This is a genomic window from Paenibacillus sp. sgz302190 (genome assembly GCF_059820445.1).
Window position 1 is genome coordinate 15,576 of sequence record NZ_JBZYAO010000021.1, and the last position, 24,926, is coordinate 40,501.

23 protein-coding genes are annotated in these 24,926 nt (G+C 55.6%); 2 read left to right on the top strand and 21 right to left on the bottom strand.

Annotated features, from left to right (window positions below):
- Positions 1-5 precede the first annotated feature (5 nt).
- The 15 genes from AC6RNO_RS21920 to AC6RNO_RS21990 all read right to left on the bottom strand — a co-directional run bounded on the left by AC6RNO_RS21920 (position 6) and on the right by AC6RNO_RS21990 (position 15,785).
- Positions 6-899 (bottom strand): MetQ/NlpA family ABC transporter substrate-binding protein, encoded by an 894-nt coding sequence (locus AC6RNO_RS21920; protein WP_474683353.1) that lies wholly within the window; start codon positions 897-899, stop codon positions 6-8.
- A gap of 31 nt (positions 900-930) precedes the next feature.
- Positions 931-1,599: a methionine ABC transporter permease gene (locus AC6RNO_RS21925; protein WP_488437233.1), complete on the bottom strand. Its 669-nt coding sequence runs from the start codon at positions 1,597-1,599 to the stop codon at positions 931-933.
- On the bottom strand, positions 1,596-2,381 hold the full coding sequence (locus tag AC6RNO_RS21930) for an ATP-binding cassette domain-containing protein (protein ID WP_497106755.1): 786 nt from the start codon (positions 2,379-2,381) through the stop codon (positions 1,596-1,598). Before AC6RNO_RS21930 ends, AC6RNO_RS21925 begins: the two co-directional genes overlap by 4 nt.
- A 7-nt stretch (positions 2,382-2,388) precedes the next feature.
- On the bottom strand, positions 2,389-3,540 hold the full coding sequence (solA, locus tag AC6RNO_RS21935; RefSeq protein WP_497106756.1) for an N-methyl-L-tryptophan oxidase: 1,152 nt from the start codon (positions 3,538-3,540) through the stop codon (positions 2,389-2,391).
- Positions 3,537-4,247: an ABC transporter permease subunit gene (locus AC6RNO_RS21940; protein ID WP_497106823.1), complete on the bottom strand. Its 711-nt coding sequence runs from the start codon at positions 4,245-4,247 to the stop codon at positions 3,537-3,539. The genes solA and AC6RNO_RS21940 overlap by 4 nt, the downstream gene beginning before the upstream one ends.
- A 10-nt stretch (positions 4,248-4,257) precedes the next feature.
- A complete protein-coding gene (locus AC6RNO_RS21945) occupies positions 4,258-4,956 on the bottom strand; it encodes an ABC transporter permease subunit (RefSeq protein ID WP_497106757.1) in 699 nt (232 codons plus the stop codon).
- Positions 4,957-5,826: a transporter substrate-binding domain-containing protein gene (locus tag AC6RNO_RS21950; protein ID WP_474683348.1), complete on the bottom strand. Its 870-nt coding sequence runs from the start codon at positions 5,824-5,826 to the stop codon at positions 4,957-4,959.
- 117 nt (positions 5,827-5,943) lie between these two features.
- Positions 5,944-7,977: a dipeptide ABC transporter ATP-binding protein gene (locus AC6RNO_RS21955; protein ID WP_497106758.1), complete on the bottom strand. Its 2,034-nt coding sequence runs from the start codon at positions 7,975-7,977 to the stop codon at positions 5,944-5,946.
- A 16-nt stretch (positions 7,978-7,993) separates the two neighbouring features.
- On the bottom strand, positions 7,994-8,887 hold the full coding sequence (locus AC6RNO_RS21960; RefSeq protein WP_497106759.1) for an ABC transporter permease subunit: 894 nt from the start codon (positions 8,885-8,887) through the stop codon (positions 7,994-7,996).
- Positions 8,888-8,939: 52 nt separating this feature from the next.
- On the bottom strand, positions 8,940-9,866 hold the full coding sequence (locus AC6RNO_RS21965; RefSeq protein ID WP_497106760.1) for an ABC transporter permease subunit: 927 nt from the start codon (positions 9,864-9,866) through the stop codon (positions 8,940-8,942).
- A 21-nt stretch (positions 9,867-9,887) separates the two neighbouring features.
- Positions 9,888-11,543 carry an ABC transporter substrate-binding protein gene (locus tag AC6RNO_RS21970; RefSeq protein ID WP_497106761.1) on the bottom strand — a complete coding sequence of 552 codons (1,656 nt, stop codon included), beginning with the start codon at positions 11,541-11,543 and terminating at the stop codon, positions 9,888-9,890.
- 48 nt (positions 11,544-11,591) lie between these two features.
- Complete coding sequence (locus AC6RNO_RS21975) at positions 11,592-12,926, bottom strand: LLM class flavin-dependent oxidoreductase (RefSeq protein WP_488437225.1); 1,335 nt, start codon at positions 12,924-12,926, stop codon at positions 11,592-11,594.
- A 47-nt stretch (positions 12,927-12,973) separates the two neighbouring features.
- Positions 12,974-13,867: a LysR family transcriptional regulator gene (locus AC6RNO_RS21980; RefSeq protein WP_474683342.1), complete on the bottom strand. Its 894-nt coding sequence runs from the start codon at positions 13,865-13,867 to the stop codon at positions 12,974-12,976.
- A gap of 31 nt (positions 13,868-13,898) precedes the next feature.
- Positions 13,899-14,192 carry an HPr family phosphocarrier protein gene (locus AC6RNO_RS21985; protein WP_488437224.1) on the bottom strand — a complete coding sequence of 98 codons (294 nt, stop codon included), beginning with the start codon at positions 14,190-14,192 and terminating at the stop codon, positions 13,899-13,901.
- A 264-nt stretch (positions 14,193-14,456) separates the two neighbouring features.
- Entirely contained in the window at positions 14,457-15,785 is a 1,329-nt protein-coding gene (locus AC6RNO_RS21990; RefSeq protein ID WP_488437223.1) for a DRTGG domain-containing protein, read from the bottom strand.
- Positions 15,786-16,598: 813 nt separating this feature from the next.
- Between AC6RNO_RS21990 and AC6RNO_RS21995 the strand changes: the two genes are divergently transcribed.
- On the top strand, positions 16,599-17,081 hold the full coding sequence (locus AC6RNO_RS21995; RefSeq protein ID WP_497106762.1) for a hypothetical protein: 483 nt from the start codon (positions 16,599-16,601) through the stop codon (positions 17,079-17,081).
- Between the two features lie 218 nt (positions 17,082-17,299).
- On the opposite strand, the gene AC6RNO_RS22000 is transcribed toward AC6RNO_RS21995, so the two are convergent.
- Complete coding sequence (locus AC6RNO_RS22000; protein ID WP_497106763.1) at positions 17,300-17,887, bottom strand: ABC transporter permease subunit; 588 nt, start codon at positions 17,885-17,887, stop codon at positions 17,300-17,302.
- Positions 17,888-18,021: 134 nt separating this feature from the next.
- Between AC6RNO_RS22000 and AC6RNO_RS22005 the strand changes: the two genes are divergently transcribed.
- On the top strand, positions 18,022-18,909 hold the full coding sequence (locus AC6RNO_RS22005) for a helix-turn-helix domain-containing protein (RefSeq protein ID WP_497106764.1): 888 nt from the start codon (positions 18,022-18,024) through the stop codon (positions 18,907-18,909).
- A 309-nt stretch (positions 18,910-19,218) separates the two neighbouring features.
- Here AC6RNO_RS22005 and AC6RNO_RS22010 read toward each other — a convergent pair whose 3' ends face one another.
- The 5 genes from AC6RNO_RS22010 to fucU all read right to left on the bottom strand — a co-directional run bounded on the left by AC6RNO_RS22010 (position 19,219) and on the right by fucU (position 24,825).
- Positions 19,219-20,073, bottom strand: coding sequence for a stalk domain-containing protein (locus tag AC6RNO_RS22010; RefSeq protein ID WP_497106765.1), 855 nt, complete (start codon positions 20,071-20,073; stop codon positions 19,219-19,221).
- A gap of 310 nt (positions 20,074-20,383) precedes the next feature.
- Complete coding sequence (locus AC6RNO_RS22015; protein ID WP_474683335.1) at positions 20,384-21,043, bottom strand: class II aldolase/adducin family protein; 660 nt, start codon at positions 21,041-21,043, stop codon at positions 20,384-20,386.
- Positions 21,044-21,049: 6 nt separating this feature from the next.
- Positions 21,050-22,552: an FGGY-family carbohydrate kinase gene (locus AC6RNO_RS22020; RefSeq protein ID WP_497106766.1), complete on the bottom strand. Its 1,503-nt coding sequence runs from the start codon at positions 22,550-22,552 to the stop codon at positions 21,050-21,052.
- 14 nt (positions 22,553-22,566) lie between these two features.
- Complete coding sequence (locus AC6RNO_RS22025) at positions 22,567-24,363, bottom strand: L-fucose isomerase (RefSeq protein ID WP_497106767.1); 1,797 nt, start codon at positions 24,361-24,363, stop codon at positions 22,567-22,569.
- A 36-nt stretch (positions 24,364-24,399) separates the two neighbouring features.
- Positions 24,400-24,825 (bottom strand): L-fucose mutarotase, encoded by a 426-nt coding sequence (gene fucU / locus AC6RNO_RS22030; RefSeq protein ID WP_497106768.1) that lies wholly within the window; start codon positions 24,823-24,825, stop codon positions 24,400-24,402.
- Positions 24,826-24,926: the final 101 nt, after the last annotated feature.

Sequence of the window (24,926 nt, forward strand, 5' to 3'; positions counted from 1 at the left end):
CCCGGCTAAAATGCAGGTACGACGGCGACTCCGTACTTGTCTTGAATGAATTTTTTTACGTCCGGCGCCGTCAGCGCTTCGCCCAGCTTTTTGATCTCCGGACGGTTCTCGTCGCCTTGACGGACTACGATGACGTTGGCGTAAGGCGAGTTCGCGTCTTCCCGGAACAGCGCCGAGTTCGGGTCGATTTTTGCTTCCAGCACGAGGTTTGTGTTGATGATAGCACCGTCCACATCAGGCAAAATGCGGGGCAGCTGCGCGGAATCGACCTCGGAAAATTTCAGCTTTTTCGGATTGTCGGCGATATCTTTCGGCGTGGCGGAATAAGTCGTGAGGCCGTCTTTCAGCTTGATCAAGCCTTTGACCTGCAGCAGCACCAGCGCGCGGTACTCGTTGGAAGGATTGTTCGGAATCGCAACCGTAGCGCCCTCTTTCAGCTCATCGAGCGATTTCAGCTTGTTCGAGTAAAAGCCGATCGGTTCGACGTGCACTTTCGTCGTAACGGTGAATTTGTAGCCCTTCTCTTTGGAGATCGACTCCAGGTAAGGAACATGCTGAAAATAGTTGGCATCGATTTGCTTTTCCGCCAGCGACGGGTTGAGCTGCCCTTCATCGTCAAGCACTTTGACGACCAGATCGACGCCCTGCTCCTTCAGCTTCGGTTTGACGAAATTCAAAATTTCCGCATGAGGCACAGCGGCCGCACCGATCGTCAACTTGACTTCGGCCTTCGGCTGAGCCGTTGCCGCCGGGGCAGCGGTCGCAGCAGTCGCCGCCGTTGTCGCCGCCGCAGCTTGAGGGCTCGCCGGAGCCGCGCCTGGATTCGCCGCGCCGCAGCCGGCAGCGACCCCCATAATCATAGATATCAACGCTGCGGATACTAGTTTCCGATGCTTCATTTCGCTCACTCCTGCTCCAAATTTAATAAAATTACTCGAATTTGTATCTTTTGCGGTTGATCGATTTCGCTATGTAATCCCCTATCCATTGGATCGCCTGCACCAAAACGACGAGCAGCAAAACGGTCAAAAACAATATATCCTCGCGAAACCGCATATAGCCGAAGCGGATCGCAAGACTGCCCAGTCCTCCCGAGCCTATGGCGCCGGCCACTGCGGTAAAGCCCGTGATCGTAATGACCGCCAGCGTCACCCCGCGCACAAGCGCAGGCAGCGATTCGGGGATCAGCACCCGGGTAACGATAAAATAAGGAGTCGCGCCGACGGCTTGCGCCGCCTCTATTTTGCCGAACCCGACTTCCTTGATCGCATTTTCGATAATCCTTGCCAAAAACGGCGCCGAACCGATGGACAAAGGCACGACCGCCGCCGTCGCTCCAAGGGAAGTGCCGATAATAAACCGGGATAAGGGCAGCAGCACGACGATCAAAATAATGGAAGGAAACGAACGGACGATATTCACGACCGTGCTCAGCACTTTGTGAAATCGGGGGTACGGGATCAGGTTCCCTTTTTCCGTGACGACCAAAATAATACCGAGCGGAAGCCCGAGCAGCAGCGCAAACAACGTCGACAAAGCGACCATGTACACCGTCTCGCCGAGTCCCTGAAGCAGCAAACCGGCCAAATCGTCGCTCATCGGGCTGCACCCGCTTTCGGCGCCGCGTCTCTTCTTACCTGATAGCTGTCGATGATGCGGATAAAGCTGCGCGATGTCTCGCTCTCCGGCTGGAAAAAAATTGTATCGACGGTGCCAGTTTCGACGATCCGGCCTTGCTCGATGACGGCCATATGCCGGCAAATGTGGCGCAGGACGTCCAGCTCATGGGTGATCAGGACGATCGTCAGATTCAGCTTGCGGTTGATTTCACGCAGCAGCTCCAGAATCGCATGAGTCGTCAGCGGATCGAGCGCTGAAGTCGCCTCGTCGCAGAGCAGCACATCCGGTTCATTGGCAAGCGCCCGGGCGATGCCGACCCGCTGCTTTTGCCCTCCGCTGAGCTGCTCCGGATACGCATCCGCTTTATCGCCGAGCCGGACGAGCTCGAGCATTTCTTCCACCCGCGGTCTAATCCGGTTTCGCGGAACGCCGGCCGCTTCCAGCGGGAATGCTACGTTTTGGAACACGGTTCTGGCATCCAGCAGGTTGAACTGTTGAAAAATCATGCCGATTTTCCTTCGCGCCTCGCGAAGCTCCTTTTTGTTCAAATCGGTAATCGTTTTGCCGCCGATGCGGATGATTCCGGCGTCGGGCTCCTCCAGACGGTTCAGGCAGCGAATCAGCGTCGATTTGCCCGCGCCGCTGAAGCCGATAATGCCGAAAATATCGCCTTTGTCGATGTGCAAATGAATGTCGTCCAAAGCTTTCGTCTGCGTATTTGCCGTGCGGTACGTCTTGCTCAAACCGCTGATCGTGATCATCTGCGGCTCACCTCGAATCTGCGGAAAGCGCGCTAAATCGGGATAAGGCAAACGGCGAAATGTCCGTTTCCGTCTTCCCCTGCGTCGCCAGATCGGACAATATTTCCCCGACCGCGCTGGAAAATTTAAACCCGTGACCGGAAAAACCGCCGGCCACGACGACGTGCCGGTGTTCCGGGTGCCGGTCCACGATAAAATGCTCGTCGGGCGTGAGCTCGTATTTGCACACCGCGCCGCGCAGGACGCGGCCTGCCGCCTGCGGCAGGAAGCTTTCCAGCGCCCGGCGCAAATCCCGCTCGTCGTCGGCGTAATGGCCGAACGGCTCGAACGGGGCCCCGGGCTGCCACGGCTGGCCGGCGTCATGACGGCCGATTTTGACGCCGGAGCCGCCGATGCTCGGAAAGCCGTAGAAGCCGCCGCCGCGCGGATCGCCGAACGTAAAGCCGGGGAAACGTTGCGCGCCGTACAGCGATTCGTCGGCTTCGAACCAGGCCACGGCTTTGCGGACGGGGCGGATCGGCAGGGCGAGCAGCGAAGCGAGCTCGCCGAACCAGGCACCCAGGCTTAGAATCAGGCGATCCGCATAATACACGCCGCCGTTCGTATGCACGGTGACGCCGCTGCCGCTTACATCGATGGCGGTCACCGATGTATGGACGAGCAAATCGGCGCCGTGCCGCAAAGCCTGCTCGCGGTATGCGCGCACGGCTTCCTCGCTCAGCAAGTACCCAGCCTGCGGCTCGTAGAGCCCGGCGTAATGCTCGGGAGGGTTCACCCCCGGCCAGCGCTTGCGAATCTCGCCCGGCTGAAGCAGCTCGACGTTCAGCTTATGCTCCTCCGCTGACCGGACTTTTTGGCTTAAGCCGCCGTGCTCAAGCGGGCCCATGTTCAGCACGCCGGAGCGGACCAGCAGCGTCCGCCCGCTCTCCGCCTCCAGCTCCTGCCACAGCCGGTCGGACCGCAGCGCCATCGCCGTGTAAGTCCGGCTGCCGGTGTAGGCGTGGCGGATGAGCCGGGTCTCGCCATGATGGCTGCCCGCAACGTGCGGCGGATCGAATTTATCGATCAGCAGCGTCTTGACCTGCCGTTTCGCCAAATGGTAACCGGCGCTCATCCCCATCGAACCGGCGCCGACAATAATGACATCGTAGCTGCTCATACGACCCCTCCCCGATGGTAGGCGGTTACTTTTTTCTCCAAAAAAGCTGTCAGCCATTCGACAATGAGTGTCAATCCCCAATAAATGAGCGCCGCCGCTATGTAAGCTTCCAAAAATTTCAGGCTCACCGACGCGACGACGTTCGCTTTGCCGAGCAGCTCCATTTGCGATACCGTAAAAGCGAGCGACGACGTATGCAAAAATCCGACGAAAATGTTGCACAGATTCGGCAAAATGACGCCGACCGCCTGCGGCAGCACGATGCGGCGAAGCGCCTGCCGGGTGGTCATCCCGACGGAGTAGGCGGCTTCGATTTGACCGCGGCTCACCGCCAAAATGCCGGAGCGGATAATTTCCGACATGTAGGCTCCCGCCGTCAGGGAAAACGCCGCCAGCACGATCAGAACCGACGGAATAGAGGCCGATTTGAAGCCCCATCCGAACGAGGCGGCCAGCTTGTCGATGACCATCGGCAGCCCCCAGAAAATGACCAGAATATGCAGCAATACCGGTGTGCCGCGGAGAAACGAGACGTAAAAATCGGCGATCCGGCAGATGACGGGAACTTTGTAAATCCGGATGAACGCAGTGCCGATACCGATGAAAAAGCCGATAATGAGCGGCACGATCGTCAGCACAAGCGTAAGCGGCAAAGCTTTTAAAATTTCAAAAAACGAAGTGTAAATAAAAAGAAGATCGATGTGAATAGTCCTCACCTCATCCGGCGAGCGGCCGTTCATGCTTTTGCAGCTTGAACTCCGCTGTGAAAAATACTTTTTCAAGAATCAGCACGGTCACATAGTAAATGATCGTCAGGCTGATATACACTTCCAGCGTATGGGATGTAGCCGAAACGAGGGTTTCCCCCCTGCCTACCATATCCATGACGCCGATCGAAAAGGCAAGCGACGTATCTTTCAAAAACCCGATTACGGAGTTGGCGAAATTCGGGAAGGCGTTCACCAGCGCCTGGGGCACGACGATGCGCGCGAACGACTGGGGCGCGGTCATGCCGATGGCGTAGGCCGCCTCCGTCTGGCCGCGGTCAACGGACTGCACCGCGGCACGGATCGTTTCGGATTTGGAAGCGCCGATGCTGAGTCCGTAGGTGATGATGACGAAATAGATCGGGTCCATTCGCGCGATATCGAGGCCTACGATTTGCAGCAGCGCCGGCAAGCCGTAGAACACCAGGAACAGCTGAATGAGAATCGGCGTCCCCCGGATAAAAGAAACGTATACGACCGCAAGCTGGCTGAGCACGGGAATCCGGTACAACCGGATCAGCGCGATCAGCAGCCCGATCAGCACGCCGACGACGAGAGAGGCGACGAGAATGAGCAGGGTAACCGGCAAATAATAGAGCAGTTTGGGCAAAAAATCAAAAATAAGCGTTATATCGAACGTTTTTCCCATCTAGTTCTCCACTGTATAGTTAGCGCCCAGCCACTGCGTGCTAAGCTTGGCCAGAGTGCCGTCCGCTTTGATCGACTTCAGCGCCTCGTCCACTTTGGCTTTCAAATCGGTTTCGTCTTTGCGGAGAATGAAGTATACCTTGGAGTTGGAAAGCGGCTCTCCGACCGTTTTCAGTTGGGCGTCGGCCACTTTGTTTTGATAGTCGATCGCGAACTGGGTGCTGATCGTCGCATCCGCGCGGCCCGCTTTAATTTGCGTCTTGGCGTCTTCGCCGGCCCCGGTGTAGACGATATTGATGCCCGTGTTGTGCTCTTTGTTGTATTTTTCGGCAAGTACGGCGGCGTTGCTGGTAGCGCCGACGAGCAGTTTTTTGCCTTTCAGGTCGTCGATCGATTTTACGGCGTCGTTATCTTTATGTACGACAATTTTGTTCGGGAATATGTTGTAGGCTTCGTCATTGAAAAGAAATTTTTGCTTTCTCTCCTCGTTGACTTCCATCTGGTGGGCGATCAGATCGATTTTGTTCGTTTCCAGGCTGAGCAGCAAGTTTTTAAATTCCATCGTCTTGAACTCGAATTCGTAATCCGGCAAACGTTTGTCGATCTCTTTGACGAGCTCCACATCATAGCCGGTCAGGTTGCCTTTGTCGTCGATAAAGCAAATGTTCGGAAACTGGGTGCCCGTGCCGATCACGATTTTCTTGACGCCTTTGGAAGCCGCCTGCGTGGAAGCGGGACTGCCGGCAGCCTGCGCCGCAGGCGATGAAGAAGATGCGCCGGACGAGCCGCCTGCGGTATTCGTTTGGGATGCGCAGCCTGCGGCAAAAGCTGCGGTAAGGATAAGTGACGCAAGTACGGTTAATTTTTTCATTGTTCAATTGCCTCCGGTAAATTAAATTTAATTATTTCAATTGGCTAACTTGGTTTTAAGGCGACGACCGCTCCCACTGTTTCCGGCTTTCAATCCGGTGCAGGACCGGGGACCGCCTTACAAAGGATAATGGCAGGCAGCCCAGTGGCCTTGCCGCACTTGCAGGAGCGCGGGCTGCTCTTGTTTGCATTTGGCTGTCGCCGCCGGGCAGCGGGTATGGAACCGACAGCCGGAAGGCGGATTGGCGGGGGACGGAATTTCGCCTTCGATCGCGATATATTCCCGTTTGCGGGCCGGGTCGGGCAAAGGGATCGAGGAAAGCAGCCCCTTGGTGTAAGGATGGGCCGGATGTGCAAACAGCTCCTCGCTGGGGGCGATTTCGACCAGCTTTCCAAGGTACATGACGCCGATCCGGTCGGACAAGTGCCGTACGATGTTCAGTCCGTGGGCGATGAATACATACGTCAGACCCAATTTTTGCTGCAATTCCTGCATCAGGTTCACAATCTGCGCCTGCACCGATACGTCCAGCGCCGACACGGCTTCATCCGCCAAAATAAATTGCGGCTTCAGCGCGATCGCTCTGGCGATGCCGATTCTTTGTCTCTGTCCCCCGGAAAATTCGTGCGGATAGCGGTCGTACAAAGAGCGGCTCAAACCGACCAGTTCCAAAAGCTCCTCCACACGGCTCCGCTGCTCGCCGGCGCTCAGCATTTCGTGCACCGTAAGCGGTTCGCCGATAATGTCCCCGACTTTCCAGCGCGGATTCACCGAGCCGTACGGGTCCTGAAAAATGATCTGCATATGTTTGCGAGCGTCCCGCAGTTCCTTGGCCTGAAGCTTCGCCAAATCTTGCCCTTGGAAAAGCACCCGGCCTCCTGTCGCTTTTTCCAGCTGCAGCAGCACCCGGCCGAGCGTCGACTTGCCGCTGCCGGACTCGCCTACGAGCCCGAACGTCTCCCCCTTGCGAATCGTGAAGGACACATCGTCGACCGCGCGGATATGAGCCCGCGCCCGGCCGAGCAAGCTTTTGCCGACCGGATAAAATTTGCTCAGCCCGACAACCTCGAACAGGTTCTCGTCGTCCTTCTCCTTGACCGGCTCAACGGAAGCTTCCTCGCTGCAACGCTCTTCGCCGGTGACGGCCAAGGCCGGACTTTGCTTCCAGCCGTCCGTCTGCACCAGCTCTTCGGCGTACCAGCATGCGGTCAGACGGCCGTTCACTTCCTGCAGCGGAGGACGGTCTCTGTGGCAGCGGTCGGCCGCAAAAGGACAGCGCGGATGAAACCGGCAGCCTGCAGGCAGATCGCTTAAGCTCGGAATCGATCCTTCGATCGAGTACAGCTTTGCCGCACGGTCGCTGTCCATCGTCGCAATCGACCGGAGCAGCCCCCGCGTGTAGGGATGGTGAGGCGCATCGAACAGCTGGCTGACCGTCGCCTGCTCGACAATTTGCCCCGCATACATCACGATAACCCGGTCGGCCATCTCGGCCGCAATGCCCATGTCGTGCGTAATGAGCAGAATCGACATGTTGAATTCCGCTTTCAGCTCCTGCAGCAGGTGAAGAATTTGCGCCTGGATCGTCACATCCAGAGCGGTCGTAGGCTCATCCGCAATCAGCAGCTCCGGGCCGCAAGCCAGCGCCATCGCGATCATCGCCCGCTGCAGCATTCCGCCCGACAGCTCGCCTGGATACTGTTTCATCCGGAGTTCCGGTTCGGGAATGCCGACCCGGCGCAGCAAATGAACGGCGCGGTCCCATGCCTGTTCCCGATTGCCCTGCTTATGCCGGACGATGACCTCCGCTATTTGGCTGCCAATCGTAAAAACCGGGTCAAACGCGGCCATTGGCTCCTGAAACACCATCGCCATCTTTTTCCCGCGCCAGGCGCGAAGCTCGTTCTGCGACAGCCGGGTCAGATCGACGCCGTCAAGCACGATGCTGCCTCCGGAGATGACGCCGTTCTCATAATCGATCAACCTCATCACCGATTTCGAGGTGACGGATTTACCGCTCCCCGACTCGCCTACAAGGCAGACGGTTTCACCGGCTCCGATATGCAGGGATACGTCGGAAACGGCCGTAAGCAAACCTTTTTTAGTGGCGAACTCGACCGTGAGATCTTGAATATCAAGCAGCTGCTTCATCGCTGTGTCTCCCTTCCTATGCCCTGCTTTGCTTCGGATCCATGGAATCGCGCAGCCAGTCTCCGATCAAGTTGACGGAAAGCACGAATAACGTAATCGTCAGACCGGGGAAAGTCGACATCCACCAGGCGACCGTCAAATAGCCTCTTCCTTGCGAAAGCAGCGTTCCCCAATCGGGAATTTCCTTCAGCACGCCTAATCCGAGAAAGCTGAGCCCCGATCCGACCAAAATGGAGGACCCGAGTCCGATGGTCGCCATCACCAGCATCGGCGACCAGGCGTTCGGCAGCACATGGCGCAAAAATATGTGCGCTTTGGAAGTTCCGATGGAGCGCGAGGCGGTCACGAAGGCGCGGTTTTTAACGCTTATCATTTGACCGCGCATCACCCTTGCGTATCCGGGAATCGCCGAGACCGCAACCGCCAAAACGATATTGAACAAATGAGGGCCGAGCGCTGCGGCAATCGCCAGCGCCAGCAGTATGCCCGGAATCGTCATCAGCACGTCGATAAACCGCATAAGCACAGTATCGACGATGCCGCCGACGTAGCCCGAAAGCGCGCCGATCGCACCTCCCGTCAAACCGCCGACCAGCACGGAAGCGAACCCGATAAACAGCGAATCGCGGCTGCCGTAGACGACGACGCTGAATACGTCCCGGCCGAAATAGTCGGTTCCGAACAAATGCGACGCGCTCGGCGGGCTGAGAATATGATCCGCGAACATCTCGGTCGCCTTGTACGGCGCGATCCACTGCGGAGCTATGGCACAGCCGACGATGAACAGCGACACCAGCGCCGCCAGACAGACGAACACCTCGGCTGCGGTCCATTTGCTAACGATTCGGGGTGGGGAAGCCTGCGGCCTCTTTTCCCGCCAGACTGCTTTTGCGGAAATCACTTCTTTCATCAGTCCGCTCTCCTTTCTATTCGTTGTGCCCGACGTTATGCCCGAATCCGCTTCAAGCTTTGCGCCTTACCCGGGGATCGATAACGGCATAGGAAACGTCAACGAGCAAATTTACAATGACATAAACAATTGCCGAAAAGAAGACGACGCCCTGGACGACCGGCAAATCTTTGGCCATAATGGCATCCGCGAGAATTCGGCCGATGCCCTGCCTGGAGAACACCGTTTCGATGACGACCGTCCCGGCCATCAGATCGCCGATATGAATCCCGATAATCGTAATGGCCGGGATCAGCGCATTGCGCAGCGCATGCCGGTACATCACGATGTTCTCCGACAGCCCTTTGGCGCGCAGCGTCACGATGAAATGTTCGTAAATCACTTCGAGCATGCTGTTGCGCACCATCCGGACGATGAACCCCGCGCCGACGAAGCCGAGCGCGAGAGCCGGCAGCACGAGCGTTTCGATGCCGTCCGAGCCCATCGCCGGAAACCATCCCAAGTACACCGAGAAGATCAATATGAGCAAAATGCCCGACCAGAACGTCGGCATCGAGATGCCGAACAAGCCGACGATGCGGGCCGCCACGTCAACAGCCTTGTTGCGGTGTATTGCCGACAGCACGCCCAGCAGTACCCCGACGATGACCGAGATGAGCGAACTCGCTAAAGTCAACGCCAGCGTAGCCGGAAAATGCTGCAAAATTTTGGGCAAAACCGGTTCGCTGTTCAAGACCGATTTGCCGAAATCCCCATGGACGATCGCGGCAAAATATTGGCCGAATTGTACGTAAAAAGGCTGGTCGAGTCCCAACTGGCGGCGCAGATTGGCAATCGCCTCCGGGGTCATGGAAGCGGGATCGATCATCGACAGAACCGGGTCCCCGGGAAGCACGTAAAGGATACAGAACACGAGCACCATAGAACCCGCAATAACGAACAAGGAAACCAGGAAACGTTCCGCAATCGCTCTCGTCATAGCCGCCAGCTCCTTGCCCGGTTATTTTTGAAGATTGACATCGTTGAACAGCGGATAGCCGAGAGCATCGAATTTCAAGCCTTTTACCGACTTCGCTGCGGCTACCGTATAAGGGAATACGTACACCGGAATGATAACCGCGTTATCGATGATGTAATGCTGAACCTGCTTGTAAATGTCGGCCCTCTTCTTGTCATCCGTTTCGATCGCGCCCTGCTCAAGCAATTGGTCTACGGTCGGATCGGAAAGCCCCGGAAGCGTTCCCCGGCCTTTCGGATCGCTCGTATGATAAAAAGCGTACAGTGCGTTCGGATCGGAATTGACCTGGCTGTTGCCGTAAAAATCGTAGTTCCCCTTCGTATAGACAACGTTAGCGACATCTTTCGTAATTTCCACTTCTACGGAAATGCCGACTTGTTTCAGCTGCTGCTGGATCATGGCCGCGATATCGTTGCGTTTCTCGCGGTTCGGGGAGCCGTCCACGTAATGGAGCGTCAGCTTTTTCCCGTCTTTTTCGCGGATGCCGTCGGCGCCTTTGACCCAACCGAGCTCATCGAGCAGCTTGCCCGCCTTGGCCGTGTCCGGCTTCACGGAGTTTTCCAAAGAAGCGTCATAGCCGAAGGTACCTGGCGTCAGCGGCGACCACGCTCGCGGATACGTGCCGAGATACAGCGTCTTGACGATGGCGTCAACGTCGATCGCAGCCTGGACGGCTTGCCGCGCCTTCACCTCGTTCCAGGGCGGGCGTCTTTGGTTAAAGAAAAGCGTATAAGGCAGACCTACCGTATTTACTTGCAGCACCTGCACGTTCGGATCGGATTTCAGCGATACGATATTTTGCGGAGGCACGGTTTCTGCGGCCAGCACCTGCTTGCTCTGCACGCTGCCGATGCGGGTTGCCTCTTCCGGCACGATTTTGAATGTAATCTGCTCCAGATATGCCGCACCTTTGTTGTCGACAATTTCCGGAGCCCACTTGTAATCAGGGTTGCGCTTCACCTGTATCGCTGCGTTCTCATCCCATTTCACAAAGCTGAAGGGACCGGTCCCTACCGGATTTTTGCCGAATTGGTCGCCGTATTTTTGGGCTGCCGTCGGCGATACGATGCCGAGCAAAGCCTGGCTCAAATTGCCCAGAAACGCTCTGGACGGCGTCTCCAGATTCAACTTCACGGTGTATTCGTCGATGACCTCGGAAGACTTGTACGGCTTAAGCAGCGCAGCCGCATTCGCCGCTTTCGTCGCCGGATCGAGAATCCGGTCGAAACTGAATTTGACGGCTTCCGCGTTGAACGGCGTCCCATCCTGAAATTTCACGTCCTTGCGCAGCTTGAACGTATAGCTTTTGCCGTCCGGCGAAACGGTCCACTCCGTCGCAAGCCAAGGCTTGATGCTGTTGTCGGGCAGCTGCACGACCAGACTGTCATAGATCGTCCGGATGACCCGGACCGCTACGGCCAGACCGCTTCGATGCGGGTCAAGGGTATCCGGCGAAGTCGCCAGCGCGTAGGTCAGCTCGCCTCCGGGCTGGGCCGCCTGCTTCTCGTCCTGCTTGCCGCCCGAAGACGGAGCGGCCCCGCTGCCGTTCTTCGCCGAGCCGCATCCCGATAATGCCAACACAAGCGCCGTCGTCAGCGCGCCGAATCGTATCCATTTGTTTAACCTTGCTGCTTTCATGTTCAACGCCCCTTTTTTTTATTTCATTCAGCAAATCGCCGGCGACGATTACCGGTTAACCTTCACTTTGGCGTAGCGGTTTTCCGGAATGCGCAGACCGAGATTTCCGCGCAGCGTATCGGCTTCGTACTCGGTGCGGTAAAGGCCACGCTCCTGCAAAATCGGCACGACGTCATCGACAAAATCGTTCAGCCCGTTCGGGAAGCCGGCGCCGACGATAAACCCGTCCGCTCCGCGCCCCTCAAACCATTCCTGGATCAAATCCGCCACTTTGGCCGGCGTACCGATGAACAGCGGGCGCGGAGTCGCCGCTTGCAGCGCAGCCTGACGCAGCGTCAAGCCGTTCTTTTTGGCGTTGTCCTTAATGCGGTCCGTCGTGCTGCGGAAACTGTTCTTGCCGATATCGCCCAGCTCCGGAAACGGTTCGTCCAGCGAATATTGGGTAAAATCGTGATGATCGAAAAAGCGTCCCAAATAGTCGAGCGCGTCTTTGATCGTAACCAAATTCGCCACTTCCTGATATTTGCGCTCCGCCTCTTCCTCCGTCTGTCCGATGATCGGGCTGATTCCCGGCATAATGACGATATCGTCCTCGGAACGGCCGTAAGCGGCTGCTTTGCTTTTTACGTCCTGATAAAAGCGCTGCGCGTCTTCCAGCGTCGGGTGCCCGGTAAAGACCGCGTCCGCTTCTTTGGCGGCGAGATTTTTACCCGGTTCCGAAGATCCCGCCTGGAAAATAACCGGCTGTCCCTGCTTGGAACGCGCGATATTGAGCGGCCCCTGAACGGAGAAAAATTCGCCTTTATGATTCAAGCGGTGCAGCTTGCCGGGATCGAAGAACACGCCCGACTCCTTATCCCGCACGAATGCGTCGTCTTCCCAGGAATCCCACAGCCCTTTGGTCACCTGCAAATATTCCGCCGCAATGCGGTAGCGTTTCTCGTGGGCCGGATGCTCCTCCAGCGTCTTGCCGTAGTTCAGCGCCGAGCCTTCGAGCGGCGACGTCACTACGTTCCAGCCTGCCCGGCCGCTGCTGATGTGATCGAGCGAGGCGAACTGCCGCGCCACCGTAAACGGTTCGCTGTAGGAAGTCGAAAGCGTTCCGACGAGCCCGATCCGCGAAGTGACGGCGGCGAGCGCGGACAAAATCGTAATCGGCTCGAAGCGGTTCAAAAAGTGCGGGATCGATTTTTCGTTAATGTACAGCCCGTCTGCGATGAACGCCAAATCGAACTTGCCCGCTTCCGCTTTTTGCGCCTGCTGTTTGTAATGGGCAAAATTGACGCTGGCGTCAACGACGGCATCGGGGTGCCTCCATGAGGACATATTGCCGCCGACACCGTGAATAATGGCGCCGAATTTGATTTTTCTTTGTTTGGACATGGGATATTCCTCCTCTTTTTTCGCCTCTATCGAAAAATAGAATTGTTCTATGAGGCGCTGACTTTCAAGTCAAGCTCCTTGGCGATTTCCAGCAGCGCGTAGTGAAAGCCGGATTCCGCCTCCTTCAGAGAAATGAGATTCGTGCGCAGCGATACGCCCGACAGCGCGGGAAGATCGATCGGGACGAGCAGCCCTTCCTGCACCTCTTTGCGGACGCAAAGGAAGGGAAGAAAGCTGATCCCCATCCCTTTGACCACGAGCTTTTTGGCGGTCTCCAGGTTGTCGATCTGGTATTCGATGAGCGGCGGATGGTCGAGCGTTGCGAACAGGCGGTGAATTTTCATCCAATCCAGCGACCCGCACTCAAAAAGTACAAGCGGCTCGCGGCTGATATCCTCGACGGAAACATGTTTTCGCTGCGCAAACGGATGACCGCGATGGACAAACAGGCGAATCGGATCCTCATAATAGGCCGCACAGTCCAAATGCGGATGCGTGACGTTGCGGATCAGCCCGATGTCGACTTCCTTGTTCAGCACCTTCTCAAGAATCGTTTCCGTAGGAGCCGTTGTCAGCTTGATCTGAAGATGGCGGTGCTTTTTCTTGATCAGCGGCACGATCTCGGGTATGACATAATTGGCGACGGAGACGGTACAGCCGATACGCAGCTCGCTCTGGGCCGCCTGCAAATTTTGCAGCTGCTGCCTGCCCTTTTTGTACGTCTGGAGAATTTGCTGCGCGTAGGGGAGGAATTGCTTTCCCTTATCCGTCAGCGAAAAATTCCTGCCTTCCCTTTCAAAAAGCAGCGTGTTGAGCTCGCGTTCGAGCGACTGAATGCGCGCCGTTACCGATGGCTGGGATAAAAACAAAGCGTCCGCCGCCTTGTTAAAACTGTTAAAATGAATGACATAAACGAAAGCCTCGATGTTTTCTATATTCATGACGGCACCTTCCTTTCCGGCCTGCGCTTGTTCAAGAGCTCTGCGGGTATAATTCGCAAAGGGAGCGGTCGGGATTTTGCAAATAAACGGCCAGCTGCTCAAAAGCTTCCTCTGCGTCGGAGCCCTCCAGGTGAAGATGAACGGCTTCGTTCTCGCCTAGCGACAGGCTGAGTGTTACGACGCCCAGTAATCCTTTTGCGTTTAGCATTTTTCCGCTTCTGCCCAAATAAATATTGCAAACATACCGGTTCGCCATCGAGACAAAATCCAGTACGCGATCGATCGTCCATACGCGGGACATCGTAAATGTCCATTTGATTTTCATATTCGTACCTCCTAGTGATGAGATCGTATGAGATAACCCTCTTCGAAAATAAGCGACCGCGTGAACGGGCTCATGGGCAGGTTAATTCGCCAATCCGGATGCTGTTCTGCGCGCTGGAGCGCTGCAAACAAAAAAAGAGACACATTCAACCCGCTCGCGGGTGAAGTATCTCCAGTTCCTCTGGTCGATCCCTATAATTCCGATGTTTTTACTAGTGTTTAAATTATAGGCCGTTACCGGTGGTTTTGTCAATGGTTTTTCAAACTACAAAATGCGCGCCGTGAACATCGATCTGGCCACGCGGGCGCCTTTGGCCACAATCTCCATGTCGATCTTGCAAAAGCGACGGCTCATCTCGATGATCGACGGCACGATCCGTATTTCGTCATCGATTTGCAGCGGGATCAAAAAATAGCTCGATGAGCTGTCCAAAATCAGATCGCCCTTTTTCTGCTCCTGCACCGTCCGATAGGCCGCCCTGATCATCAGCGTCGTCAATATCCCTTCGGACACCATGCCTTCGTAGTTCGTCATTTGCGGCGTTACGGTGCCTTGAAAATAAAGCTTGCCCTCCTCGTCCCGCAGCTCGTCGATGCCCGCGTATATTTGCACCTCGAACGTCTCCGCGTTCTGCGGCTGGCGCTGCATGTACTGCATTGCCTTCATCACGTCTTTGCGGGAAATGATCCCGATCATTTTGCGCTCCGCATCGATCACCGGCAGCAGCTCGATGCCCTCCCACACCATCATATGTCCGGCGGACGCCACCGAAGTTTTCAGGCTGATCATGAGCGGATTCGGCGTCATCAGCGATTCGACCGTCTGGCCCGGCTCCGCTCCCATAATGTCCTTGGTCGTGATCATCCCGATCGGCACCCGGTTTTCGTCCAGCACCGGATAGCGGGTGTGCGTCGTTTCCTCCACCAGCTTTTGCATATCTTTGACCGTGTTTTCCGGCCTGAGCGAATACACCGGTTCGTCGACGTGCACAATGTCCTCCACGCTCAAAATCTTTTTCTTGATCAGCCGGTCTTCCATGGCGCGGTTGATCATGGTCGCAACCGTAAACGTATCGAAAGAACTCCCGATAATCGGCAGTTCCAGTTCGTCGGCCAGCTGCTTCACCTCCGGGGTCGTATCGAACCCGCCGGTAATCAGCACGCCGGCGCCCTGGCTCAAGGCGCACATGTGCGCCTGCACGCGATTGCCGACGATCAGCAAATTGCCTGCTTCGATATATTTCAGCATCGCTTCAAGCTGCATCGCGCCGATCACGAACTTGTTCAGCGATTTGTGGATGCCCGCCGAGCCGCCGAGCACGACGCCTTCGACGACGCGTACGATCTCCGCGAACGTCAGCTTATCGATCTGCGGCTCCTCTTTCTTTTCCATGCGGATCGTGCCGATGCGCCTTTTGGTGCTGACAAGCCCGCCGTTTTCCGCATCCTTGATCGCCCTGTAAGCGGTTCCTTCGCTGACGTCAAGGTCCTGCGCAATTTGCCGCACCGATATTTTCGCGCCGACAGGCAGCGACTCAATGTATTTGGTAATTTGCTCGTGCTTTGTGTGAAGCTCCGAATGCCCCGTACTCATTGCCGCACCTCGCTGGTTGTTATATAACATTGAGAACATTATATTACACGAAATAAAAAAAAGACAGACGCCCCGTCATCGAGGAGTCTGTCCGCTGAAACAAATAGAAGTTATATATGCAAAAAGCAACTCCGTCCCCACACTCCGAGGCGCTGCCGCCGCTTTAAAACGAAACATCCGCAAATCCGCTACCCCCGCAGGCCGGACACATATTCGGCCATAGCAGCAAATCTTTGCCGCATGCAATGGGCCTGATTTCCGCTTGCTGCTGCCGTGTATCCGCCGAACCATCTTTCTCCTCCAAATATCCATAACCTTGACCTTGACTTTGACCTTGACAAGCCGGGCACTCCATCATTATCCCTCCAGTAAAATGTTATACGCTACACTTGCGCCAAACCTTGTCGCTCACTGAAGCAGGATCGCAACTCGTTTTGCGGAAAAGCCTGCGAATGTGCAGGAATTCCCCGCCATGATGGCCCAGAGCCGCAATTTCTCCCGAAATACCTGCACATTTGCAGGAATTTTCCGAAATCAGACCTTCCGGGAGCAAAAAGATGTACTTTATACGAAAATAGAACGCAGTGTGCCTGATTATTTTCATTCTGTGGAGTGACGTCCACGACGTCATGGGGGTTTTTGCAGGTTTTTTGCGTACTCGCACGACCATGGGTGGTACGGGCGTTGGCGAAGCGGCCGCTGAGCGGCTCGGCTTCACGTTAAACGGCAACTGGCTACGCGGCGGCTCACTTAGAGCAGCCTCCGGCACGAAAGCCTGCAAAAGTGCAGGCTTTTTCGACGAGAGCGGCTCGTTTGGCGGAAAAGCCTGCGAATGTGCAGGAATTCCCCGCCATGATGGCCCAGAGCCGCAATTTGTCCCGAAATGCCTGCACATTTGCAGGTATTTTCCGAAATCAGGCCTTCCGGGAGCAAAAAGATGCACTTTTGCAGGTTTTTCGTGCACGGTTGGATTTGCTTGTTAGCTTTCGGTTAAAAGTACCGCTGTTTAGCGCCGCCAATTATTATGGCACCGCTTTCAAATGCGGCATACAAAGCCAAACAGACCGGAGAAAGTGGATAAAACGCCGTTTCCCCGCATTCGTCGTGCTCCGTGCGGTCAGTGTTCTTTTGCTGCCGTTCCCCGTAGTAGTCAAACATTCGCTTGCCTGCCAATTTCCCAAATCGAGCATCCGTCGACGCCGCCAAACTTTTCATAAACTGCCTCTCCCTTCAATCGCCACTCACAATTATAATAATACATTAATAAATATTTGTTTATATTATATAACTAAATAAAATTATTATACAACATTTATTTAAAAAACATTATTTTATATTAATAAAAATGGGCATAAAGCTGCTCAAATAAAACGCGCGCAGTGCTCACGACAAAAAATAGGCGCAATGCTGCTCAAATAAAACACGTAACAGTGTTCACGACAACAAGCAGGCACAGTACAACACAAAAAAACAGGAGACGCCCCCGCCTCCCCGAGGCAGTGTATCTCCTGCTTTTATCCTTTTAACGACCCGGCCATGACCCCGGCGACGAAATGCCGCTGCAGCAGCAAAAACATAACGACCATCGGCGCGGCCGTAATGACGACTCCCGTCAGCAGCATCGGATAGTTCGTGACGTACTCGCCCCGGAACTGCAGCATCGCCAGCGGAAGCGTCAGCTTCGACTTGCCGTTCAGCAGCAGCATCGGAATGAGCAGGTCGTTCCACACCATGACAAAAAGAAATGTCGCCGTAGCCGCCAGCGACGGCGCGGACAGCGGCAGCGCAATGCGCCGGTAAAGCGTCCATTCGCCAGCCCCGTCGATGCTCCCCGCCTCCATTATTTCTTTGCCGAGAAGCTGCATGAATCCGCGCAGCATAAATACGGATAAAGGCATCAGCATCGCGGTGGAAACGAGGATCAGTCCGACTAAGGTGTCCGACCAGCCCATTTTATGGGCCAGCGCGTAGATCGGCAGCATGTTGACCTGCGACGGCACGATCAGTCCGGCCACGAACAGGGCGAAAATCGCAGTGCCGGTTCTCCAGCTGTCTGGTCGATACCCCACAAACTTAGTGGGATTTATTCGTATTTGTATCATAGCAGTGATATTCCTCACAGGTCAATGTCATTTCGCGTTCTTCTTTATTTGTCATTTTGTGGGTTTCATCGTGTATAATCAAAATAATCGTTTCTCATTCGAAAAAGAAAACATGGTAAAAAGAGGTGTGCCGCATGAGAGTCCCAATGCGCGAGGATCATCATGAATATTTGGAAATCTACTTTTTTACGCCTTCCGAATTCGAAAAATCCGGCTCCGCTTGGCCGATCCGCCTCGGGCACAACATCGCCAAGCCGAACTATCATATCGGGCCCAGGACGACTCCCTACTATTATCTGATCTTCGTCTTGGACGGCCAGGGCACGTTCATTCAAAACAACCAAGCGTACCGGCTCGGCAAAAACGATGTGTTTTGCTTGTTCCCGCAAGTGACCCACGAATATTTCACCGATGCCGACGACCCGCTGCGCAAAATTTTTGTCGCCTTCGACGGCCAACAAGCGCTTCATCTGCTGGAACGCGCCGGGCTCAGACCGCGATCGCCGCACATTTCCGGCATGTCCACCGGGAAAGCGATCGAGCTGATGCGGGAATTTATCCGTCTGGTCAGCGGCCCGGAACACAGCCATTCGGACATGGCCAGACTTATTCAGTTTCTGCGCGTATTCGATGAACTTGCCGGACGCGCCTCCCCTGCCGCTGCCGGCGACAGCCGTCCGGTGTCCTGGGTGCAAAAAGGGCTCGAGTACATGCAGATCCATTACGCGGAAGGCATCACGGTCGAGCGCGTCTCCGAGTACGTCGGCGTGGAGCGCACGCATTTTACCAAACAGTTCACCAAAACGTTCGGCATCACGCCGATCCGCTACATCCAGCAGCTGAAAATGGAAGAAGCCAAGCTGCTGCTGGCGCAAACCGCCTATACGCTGACGGAAATCGCGCAGTCCGTAGGCTACCCCGACCTGTTCTCGTTCTCGAAAGCGTTCAAAAAGTTCACCGGCGTATCGCCCAAGCTTTACCGGCAGCATCGCTTGACAAATTCTATGAACGCCAAGACATGAGCATGTCCATCATCGCCATATTTGTTAAAAATCCCTGTACTTTCGCAGTTTTTTTCCCGATCTTGCCTGCCGAGCCGCTTCGCCAAGGTCGTTCCCCCGTTATTGGGTGGCAAAGATTGCACGAATACCTCTTTCTTGGCACGGGGCTGCAGAGATCAGTCAAAAATCCCCAAATTAAGAAGGGTGTTCTTGTGTCCACACTGACACAAAAACACCCTGTTATGGCTGTGTATGCCTCTGTCTGCTGCAGGCAACATCGAAGCGTGGAGAATCATTTATATAGCTATCAATGTTGATTAAAAAAGAATCTTAGTATAAACCAATGCTTTCTAATCTAATAGTCTTGCTATCGCTGGAATATGTGTAGTCAATACTTACACTAAAGGATGTCAAGTAGTCTTTGACCCAGATGCCATACTTAATATGTCGAAGATTATCGCCATTATCGGTATAACTCGTGTAGTCATCCGCGAAGCTTTCTGCATTTATTAATTTAATTGCTTCATCGTATACGCCGTCCAAATCTTTTTGTTTGTTGTTTTTACGGAGAGAATCTACCATTGCCCCAGCATTTTCAATATTACGTTCTGCATCGGATTTGAATATCGAGTATACCTGCAATACATTATCATTAATTAACCCATTGACTTTAGATTTGTCGCCTGTTTTAATAGCATATAGATATTGGGTGAGTACTTCTTTGGCAAGCGGCTTCGCGTCATCAAATATTTCCTTTGCTTTTGTCCCAGCCGGGTATTCTTTTTTCCAGCTTGTACTTGATGCGGCCGGTTTCGCTGGCGCCGGCGTGGCGGATGGTTGCGCACCCGAACTGGAAGTATTATCCTTCGCAGGAATAGCACTGCTGTTGCCGCCTTTAGTTACAACCACAGTCGATGTTGAATCGTCCCACTTGACCGAAGCGCCGAGCGCTTCCGCAAGAGGCTTGGCAGGCACATAGGAGTGTCCGTCATAAATAATCGGAACCATCACGTCCGCTCCATCATTGAGGTTGATTTTGCTGCCGTTCACGTTAATGTTGATTCCCGCATTCTGGTAGGCCGTGATCTTTGTTACGACACCATCGGCTAACGCCCCGAACGAAAAACCTACTGTCAGTGTTAGCGAAAATGCAGAAATAAGTAAGAGCTTTTTCTTTCCTCTCATCAGATGAAACCCTCCAAACTAGTATGTATTTATGACCAATGAACCATTTTATGGTAACGCTAATAAGGCTTACAGTCAAGACAAAAAATTACAAATTACGCATTTTATTTTGATTATCTCTTGTTTTTTTACAAAATTTTCCTTATATTTCGAAATAAAATAGGATAAACGGACTATTAAATCACTATGAACAGCTCGAAAATAACTAGGCGTTTAGTAGCATCCAAGAACGCCGTACCCCCCACAAAAAATGGCAGCGACCCTAATAGGACCGCTGCCCGAAAGCTGCCTGCAATGCCTGCAAGCGCAGCTATTTCATATTTTGCAAAAGCTGAACGCGGTACGCCTCGCTTTCCAGCCCCTGGATTTCCTTGTACTCTTCCTCCGTCAACCGTCTCGGCTGACCTACCGATTTGGCGATCAGGTACACCTTCGCGCTCTCTTCCATCACCTCGGTGCGGTAGTACGCTTCGCGCAAGTTTTTGCCCGTTGTCACGAGCCCGTGGTTGTTGAGCAAAATCGCGCAGTAGGCGTCGGCTTTGGCCGCCACCAGATTCGCCAGCTTATCCGTCGTCGGCACGACGTAGGGGACAAAAGCGACATCCCCTACAAGCGCCGCCTGGTCGGGAAACAGCATCGGCAGCTCGTTGTCGACGAGCGTCAGGGCAATGCAGTAAGCCGGATGCGTGTGCACGATCGCCCGGATGTCCGGGTTCGCCCGGTAGCAAAACAGGTGCAGCAGCACCTCGGAAGAAGGGCGGAACGAAGCGTCCAAAATGTCCCCTGTCGCAATGTTGACCGGCACCCACTGCTCCGGTTCGATATCTTCGAGCGCGAAGCCGCTGGGCGAGAGGTACATCACATCCTCGTACCTCGCGCTGATGTTGCCGCCCGGCCCGACGACCAGCCCTTTGGCCACGCTTTTGCGCGCATATTTCGTTAGTTCTTCTCTCGTCTTCCTCTCTGACATGTCGCCTCAGCCCCTTCGCGCTTTCTGTTCGATAACCCGCCTGTAAGTCTCGTAAGCGTCCTGCCACTCATCCTGATGCTGCGGAACAAACGTCTCCGGAGGAAACGAATCCAGCACGACCTGCCGGATGTCCTCCAGGCTGCGCACCTCGCCGTGCGCTTTGGCCTGCATCATGACGTTGCCGACGGCCGTAGCTTCAACCGGACCCGCGATGACCGTTTTCCCGGTAATATCGGCGGTTAGCCGGCAAAGCAGGCGGTTCTGAATGCCTCCGCCGACGATATGAATGCAGGTCGGCTTCCTGCCGGTGAGCAGCTCGAGTTCATCCAGCGTCTGCCTGAACTTCATGGCCAAGCTTTCGACGACGCAGCGGATCAGCTCGGGCTTCGTTTGCGGCACGGTCTGCGCGGTTTGCGCGCAAAAGCTGCGGATGCGGTCCGACATGCCGCCCGGGGCGAGAAATACCGGGTCCTCGGGGTCTACGTAGCTTTGCCGCCCGCGCTCCCGCTTCGCCATTTCCTGCATCTCGGCGTAGGTGAGCGGCTCGCCCTCCTGCTCCCACTGCCTTCTGCATTCCTGCAGCAGCCAGAGGCCCATGATGTTTTTGAGCAGGCGGATTTTCCCTTCCGCTCCGCCCTCGTTGGTGAAGCCGAGGCGCAAACTGTCCGCGGTTAAAATCGGCTCGTCGATTTCCACGCCCATGAGCGACCAGGTGCCGCAGCTTATAAAAGCGTAGCTGTCCTGCAGCGACGGAATCGACACGACGGCCGACGCCGTATCGTGGGAAGCGGTCGCAACGACGGGGAACGGCGTCAGCTGCAATTCTTCGGCGATCTCCTTGCGCAAAGCTCCTTCGGGCGTGCCCGGCATCACGATGTGCGCCAGCAGGGAGACGGGAATCCCCAACCGCCCCAGCAATTCTTCATCCCATTGTCTGCGCACGGGGTCCAGCAGCCCGGTCGTGCTGGCGATCGTGTACTCCGCAGAACGCTCGCCGGATAAGAAAAAGCGGAACAAATCCGGCATGAGCAGCAGCTTGACGCCATCCTCCCGGGCAGCGGGCGAGCGCTCCTTCGACCAGGCGTACAGCTGAAAAATCGTATTAAATGATAACGGCTGAATGCCTGTTCGCCGGTAAAGCTCCGCAGCGGGCAGGACGGGCAGCAGCTCCTCCATCGCCCGTTGATTGCGCGCATCCCTGTAATGGTAAGGGTTCCCAAACAACCTGCCCTTGCCGTCCACGAACCCGTAATCGACGCCCCACGTATCTACGGCGATCGACGCCGGACTGCCGGAGGCGTACTGCTTGAAAGCGTGAATCCCTTTTTTGCATTCGTGAAAAAGCCGGAGAAAATCCCAGTACAGGCTGCCCCCGAGCTGTACCGGTTCATTGGCGAAGCGGTGAATGTCTTCGACGCTCAGCTTCGCGCCGTCCCACCGCCCCAAAATCGTCCTGCCGCTGCCGGCGCCGAAATCGACGGCCAGCATATTCAAGCTTTGGTTCCCCATCGAAGCTCACCTCGTTATTTGTACAGCGGCCCGAATGTGCTGCAAGCCCGGAAATCGGCGCTTTCCTTGTCAAGCGTGCCGAAGCTGCTCCATACGCGCGGGCGGAAAATGCGCTTCTCGGCCACATTGTGCATCGAGACGGGAATGCGCAAAATGGCGGCCAGCGTGTTCAGATCGGCGCCGATATGCCCGAAGCTGATCGCTCCGTGGTTCGAGCCCCAGTTATCCATCACCGAGTACACATCCGTGAACGAGCCTCTGCCGGTCAAAATCGGCGCAAACCACGTCGTTGGCCACGTCGAATCGGTACGCAGGTCGAGCGTGTCGTGCACGTCCTCCGGCAGTTCGACCGTATAGCCTTCCGCCAGTTGAAGCACCGGCCCGAGTCCCTTGACCAGATTGATCCGGGACATCGTCACAGGCATGCCGCCGCGGGTCAGGAAATCCGTCGAGTAGCCGCCGCCGCGGAAATATTCGACGGCCGCAGGCCGCCAGGACGTAGCTTGCAGGCAGCGCTCCGTTTCCTCGTCGGTAATTTCCCAGTAAGGCTTCATCGCCGGCTTGCCGTCCCGCGACTGCTCACCCGTTCCGTCCAGCGCGGCAGGGCCGGAGTTGATCAAATGCAGGATGCCGTCCTTTGCGGCGCCCGTCAGCGTATGCCCGGTCACGCGCTTCACCGCGTCGGGACTCCAGTACGTTCTGACGTCGGCGAAAATTTGCGCCGTATTCGTCAGCAAATGGCCGAACAGCATCGCCACGCCGTTCAGGCTGTCATTTTCCGTCGCGACCAAATAAGGCGCGCGCTTGCCGTTCCAGTCAAACGACGTGTTCAGCACCGCTTCGAGGAAGTCGCCGTTCGGGAAGTGGTCTGTCCACTGGCGCTGGCCCTGGAAGCCGGACAAAATCGCGTTATGTCCGAGCGCCTCTTCGCCGAACCCAAGCCCCGCCAGCTTCGGATTGCCGGCCATCAGATCGCGGACGATCAGCGTCATTTTCACGACGGTTTCCCAGTCGCGGTCTTTTTTCTCGCGGGTCGTGCGAATTTCGGGCGGGTTGTTGTCCGGGCCTTCCTTGCAGTTTTCCTTGACCCAATTCAGCGCGAGCTCATACTCCTGCGGGTCGAAAATCTCTTCATCGATGCGGCGCACGAGCTCCGACATATCGACATATTCGTTGCGCATGCCGAGATAGTTCTGGAACAGCTCCTCGTTCACGATGGAGCCGGCGATGCCCATCGATACGGAGCCGACGGACAAATACGATTTGCCCTTCATGTACGCGGCCGCAAGGCCCGCCCTGGCAAATCGGATCAGCTTCTCCCGCACGTCCTGCGGAATATCCGTCGTTCCGGCGTCCTGCACGTCCTCGCCATAGATGCCGAACGCGGGAATGCCTTTCTGCGCATGGCCGGACAGCACCGCGGCCAAATAAACCGCGCCCGGGCGCTCGGTGCCGTTGAAGCCCCAGATCGCTTTCGGCGTCGACGGGTCCATGTCCATCGTCTCCGTGCCGTAGCACCAGCAGGGGGTTACGGTGATGGACACGCCGACTCCGCTCCTGGCGAACTTCTCCGCTGCCGCAGCAGCTTCGGCGACGCCGCCGATGCACGTATCGGCGATAACGCATTCCACAGGCTCGCCGTTCGGATATTTCAGCGTCTCGCCGAGCAGCGCTGCAACCGCTTTCGCCATATTCATCGTCTGGGCCTCCAGCGATTCGCGCACCCCTTTTCTTCTGCCGTCAATCGTCGGCCTGATGCCGATTTTCGGAAAACCTTGCCTCCATCTGTAATCCGGGTTTGCATGTGCCATACTTGCAGCCTCCTTTAGGGTTATCGATAATCCTAATCAATCGGAAATAACGCCTTTTCTCAAAATAATGTTCGCATATAAAGCGCTTTCACTTGTAGCCGCAATCGCATACGCCTGCTTCGCCCGCTCATAGAACGCGAAACGCTCCACCTGCTCCACAGCCGGCGGCGCGTGCCTGCCGATGATCTCCCGGTACGCGTCCCAGATCGGTGTCTCCACGGGGTCGCCCAGAACAACCTGCATGAGCGCTATCGGGTACTCGCTGTACGTATCGAGCGGGAACAAGGCGAGAATCGCCTCCAGCAGCTCGGGAACTCCGTGGCCGTCGCAGCGCAGCAGCCGCTTCGCATGGCTGGCCGCGGGAAAATTCCCGTCCGCGATCACAATTTCGTCTCCATGCCCCATCTCCATCAGCACTTTGAGCAGTTCGGGAGAAAGGATGGAAGGTATACCTTTTAACATATTCGACGCCTCCTCGATTCATTCATGTTACCGATAACTCAAAATTAACAGCGATACGGCTTGCTGTCAATGGTTTTCTTTTATACAATAGACAAATAGTA

Bases quoted from the DNA above. Each gene is read 5' to 3' on its own strand.
- AC6RNO_RS21930 (WP_497106755.1), bottom strand. From the start codon at position 2,381: ATGATCACGATCAGCGGTTTGAGCAAGACGTACCGCACGGCAAATACG.
- AC6RNO_RS22015 (WP_474683335.1), bottom strand. From the start codon at position 21,043: ATGTCAGAGAGGAAGACGAGAGAAGAACTAACGAAATATGCGCGCAAA.
- AC6RNO_RS21970 (WP_497106761.1), bottom strand. From the start codon at position 11,543: ATGAAAGCAGCAAGGTTAAACAAATGGATACGATTCGGCGCGCTGACG.
- AC6RNO_RS21975 (WP_488437225.1), bottom strand. From the start codon at position 12,926: ATGTCCAAACAAAGAAAAATCAAATTCGGCGCCATTATTCACGGTGTC.
- AC6RNO_RS21945 (WP_497106757.1), bottom strand. From the start codon at position 4,956: ATGGGAAAAACGTTCGATATAACGCTTATTTTTGATTTTTTGCCCAAA.
- AC6RNO_RS21920 (WP_474683353.1), bottom strand. From the start codon at position 899: ATGAAGCATCGGAAACTAGTATCCGCAGCGTTGATATCTATGATTATG.
- AC6RNO_RS22025 (WP_497106767.1), bottom strand. From the start codon at position 24,363: ATGGCACATGCAAACCCGGATTACAGATGGAGGCAAGGTTTTCCGAAA.
- AC6RNO_RS21980 (WP_474683342.1), bottom strand. From the start codon at position 13,867: ATGAATATAGAAAACATCGAGGCTTTCGTTTATGTCATTCATTTTAAC.
- AC6RNO_RS22020 (WP_497106766.1), bottom strand. From the start codon at position 22,552: ATGGGGAACCAAAGCTTGAATATGCTGGCCGTCGATTTCGGCGCCGGC.
- AC6RNO_RS22005 (WP_497106764.1), top strand. From the start codon at position 18,022: ATGAGAGTCCCAATGCGCGAGGATCATCATGAATATTTGGAAATCTAC.
- AC6RNO_RS22010 (WP_497106765.1), bottom strand. From the start codon at position 20,073: ATGAGAGGAAAGAAAAAGCTCTTACTTATTTCTGCATTTTCGCTAACA.
- AC6RNO_RS21950 (WP_474683348.1), bottom strand. From the start codon at position 5,826: ATGAAAAAATTAACCGTACTTGCGTCACTTATCCTTACCGCAGCTTTT.
- AC6RNO_RS21955 (WP_497106758.1), bottom strand. From the start codon at position 7,977: ATGAAGCAGCTGCTTGATATTCAAGATCTCACGGTCGAGTTCGCCACT.
- AC6RNO_RS21990 (WP_488437223.1), bottom strand. From the start codon at position 15,785: ATGAGTACGGGGCATTCGGAGCTTCACACAAAGCACGAGCAAATTACC.
- AC6RNO_RS21960 (WP_497106759.1), bottom strand. From the start codon at position 8,887: ATGAAAGAAGTGATTTCCGCAAAAGCAGTCTGGCGGGAAAAGAGGCCG.
- AC6RNO_RS21925 (WP_488437233.1), bottom strand. From the start codon at position 1,599: ATGAGCGACGATTTGGCCGGTTTGCTGCTTCAGGGACTCGGCGAGACG.
- AC6RNO_RS22000 (WP_497106763.1), bottom strand. From the start codon at position 17,887: ATGATACAAATACGAATAAATCCCACTAAGTTTGTGGGGTATCGACCA.
- fucU (WP_497106768.1), bottom strand. From the start codon at position 24,825: ATGTTAAAAGGTATACCTTCCATCCTTTCTCCCGAACTGCTCAAAGTG.
- AC6RNO_RS21985 (WP_488437224.1), bottom strand. From the start codon at position 14,192: ATGAAAATCAAATGGACATTTACGATGTCCCGCGTATGGACGATCGAT.
- solA (WP_497106756.1), bottom strand. From the start codon at position 3,540: ATGAGCAGCTACGATGTCATTATTGTCGGCGCCGGTTCGATGGGGATG.
- AC6RNO_RS21965 (WP_497106760.1), bottom strand. From the start codon at position 9,866: ATGACGAGAGCGATTGCGGAACGTTTCCTGGTTTCCTTGTTCGTTATT.